We start from the raw sequence: 3,371 nt of genomic DNA, 5'->3' as shown, positions 1-3,371 counted from the left end.
ATCTTCATGCAAAACCATAAACACCAACTCAACAAAAACTAAAAAACACTAATAATATATTACACCCCATAATATTTAAAACTAAGCATAACTAAAAAGAATCAAAAAATAATTATTGCACAGCCAATAGATATTTTATATAGTATATATATTTACAGTATATAGGTGCATAACTTAGTTTTTTCAGCTATATGTTTGATTTTGGTGGATTATATTGATATTACTCTAATTGTTTACCATATAATGGTGTTTAGCTTAGTTTATAACTATTTAATTCCTACTTACTTTTAACTGTTAATTGTCACTGTTAATATTTTAGATGTATACTTTTAACTGTTAATTGTCACTGTTAATATTTTAGATGTATACTTTTAACTGTTAATTGTCACTATTAATATTTTAGATGTATAAGTACTGTTAAATACTATAATGTAAATATAATATTATGTTAATATATTATTTTAATTCTAAAAGGTAATAATGTAAAATGGATTAATAAATTTATATCTTTTAGTTACTTTTAATTCTAAAAGTTAATTAATATAAAATGGATTAATAAATTCATATCTTTTTAGTTAATTTTAATTATGATTAGTTAATATAAATATATTTCATATAACATAGTGCTTTAATAAAGTAGTCAATGTTTAATAGAATAATGATCATAATATAATCATAATAATTATAATGGTAATTAGTAATTATAATTATTAATTGATTTATAATATTTAATTAAGTTAATACGACGAATCGTATTGCATTTAGGGGATGTAATTATCTACGTGGTAAGATTTAAAGATATTGGTAAAGGTGACATCAGTATTGCTGGTGGTAAAGGTGCGAATTTAGGCGAATTAACTCAAGCAGGTATTCCTGTGCCTCCAGGTTTTGTTGTTACTGCTGAAACTTATCAAAAATTCATTGATAAAACTGGGATATCTGATAAGATAATGTTAATGTTAGATACGATTAATGTTAATCAAACTAAAGAGCTTCAAAGAGTTGCTGAAGAAATTAAGGAAATAATTACTAGTACAGCTATTCCTGATGATATTGTTAGCCATATTAGTGAAGCTTACAATGCTTTGTCTAAAGATGTTGGAGAAGATGAAGCTAATGTAGCAGTTAGATCTTCTGCAACTGCTGAAGACTTACCTGAAGCATCATTTGCAGGTCAACAAGATACATTTTTACATATTAAAGGATTTTCTCAAGTTATTGACTATGTTAGAAAATGTTGGGCATCATTATTTGAAGCAAGAGCTATTTTCTATCGTGAAGAAAATGACTTTGACCACTCTAAAGTTTACATAGCTGTTGTTGTCCAACAAATGGTAGACTCTGAAAAAGCAGGAGTAATGTTCACTGTTAATCCATCAACTGGTGAAGATGTTGCACTTATAGAAGGATCATGGGGACTTGGAGAAGCTGTTGTTTCAGGAACTGTAACTCCAGACACTTACTATGTAGATAAGAAAACAAACACAGTTACAAATGTCTCTATTGGTGAAAAAAAGACAATGTTTGTTAAAGACACAAAGGGAGACACTATTGAAACTGAAGTACCAGATAAGTTAAAAAATAAAAGAGTTTTATCTGAAGAAGAACTTATAGAATTAACTGAAATGGGAAAAAGAATACAGGCTCACTATGAATCACCACAAGATACTGAATGGGCCTTTAATGAAAACAATCTTTACATGCTTCAATCAAGACCGATTACAACACTTGGGGGAGACATCGAAGTAAACGAAGAGGAATCAGAAGACGTTGAAAAGAGAGACATTCTTATTAAAGGTTTAGGTGCAAGTCCAGGATTTGGGTCTGGTTCAGTTAAGGTTATTAACAGTATAAATGAGTTAGATAAGATTGAAGATGGAGATATAATGGTTACTGTAATGACTACTCCTGATATGGTTCCAGCTATGAAAAGAGCAGATGGTATCATTACAGATGAAGGAGGAGTAACCTGTCACGCAGCTATTATATCAAGAGAACTTGGAATTCCATGTGTTGTAGGAACAGGAAATGCTACAAAACTATTTAAAGACAATGTAAAAGTTACTTTAGATGGTAAAAAAGGTTTTATATATGAAGGCGAGTTTAAAGATGAAAATAAACAAACTAAAGAATCTAATCAAACAGCAGCACCTGCACCAATTATAACTGTAACTGAAGTTAAAGCAAATGTTAGTATGCCTGAAGCAGCTCAAAAAGCTTCACAAACTGGTGCTGATGGGGTAGGTTTACTTAGAACAGAACATATGATGTTAACTTCAGGTGTTCACCCTAAAAAGTTCATATTAGATAACAATGAAGAAGAGCTTATTAAAATATTAATGGAAAACATAATTAAAGTAGCTGATGTATTCTATCCAAAACCAGTATGGTACAGAACATTAGATGCACCAACAGATGAGTTCCAAACCCTAGAAGGTGGAGAAGATGAACCACATGAACACAACCCAATGTTAGGTTGGAGAGGAATCAGAAGAGAATTAGATGAACCTGAAATCCTTAAAGCTGAATTCAAAGCAGTTAAAAGACTTCATGAAAAAGGTTACACAAACATCGGAATCATGCTTCCATTAGTTCAACATCCAAATGAGCTTAAAAAGGCTAAAGAATTAGCTGAAGAAATAGGATTCATACCACACAAAGATGTAGACTTTGGAATAATGGTTGAAACTCCAGCAGCAGCACTAATAATAGAAGACTTCATAGAAGTAGGCTTAGACTTCGTAAGTTTCGGAACCAATGATTTAACCCAATACACCCTAGCAGTAGATAGAAACAATGAGCTAGTAGCTAAAAACTACACTGAAGAACACCCAGCTATTTTAAAATTAATCAAAAGAGTAATTGAAAAATGCAATGAAGCAGGCGTCACAACCAGTATATGTGGTCAAGCTGGAAGCATGCCTCACATAGTTGAAAAACTAATCGAATACGGAATCACAAGTGTATCAGCAAACACCGACGCAGTAGAAACCGTAAGAAAAACCGTAGCAAGATCCGAACAAAAACTAGTTCTAAAAGCAGCTCGGAAATCTTTAAAAGAATAATTTTAGTTTAAAAACTAAATTTGATCTTAAATATATTAAAAACTAAATTTGATCTTAAATATAATTTTTTATTCATTTAAATTTTCTATTTTGCGAAATCAGTGTTTAAATTAAAAATTTAACTTAATACTTTTTCTTAAATAAATATATAAATTATGAACTACATAATAATGTATAATTTATAGGGGATGTTCCATAATTCAATAGATAATTAGTTAAGACTTATTTTCTTAAATAAGTATTTTGAGAGCCTTATATTGCTGATAAATTAATTATATGGATATTTAATTAGTTATATAAATTGAA

1 protein-coding gene is annotated in these 3,371 nt (G+C 29.7%); it reads left to right on the top strand.

Annotation, left to right across the window (positions count from 1 at the left end; all coding sequences use genetic code 11):
* Window positions 1-776: 776 nt before the first annotated feature.
* Complete coding sequence (ppsA, locus tag MBFIL_RS03600; protein WP_066971593.1) at window positions 777-3,065, top strand: phosphoenolpyruvate synthase; 2,289 nt, start codon at window positions 777-779, stop codon at window positions 3,063-3,065.
* The last annotated feature ends 306 nt before the right edge of the window (window positions 3,066-3,371 follow it).

The sequence above is a fragment of the Methanobrevibacter filiformis genome (assembly GCF_001639265.1).
In the GTDB taxonomy this organism is placed as follows: Archaea; Methanobacteriota; Methanobacteria; order Methanobacteriales; family Methanobacteriaceae; genus Methanacia; species Methanacia filiformis.
This window is presented reverse-complemented; position numbering and strand designations above follow the sequence as displayed.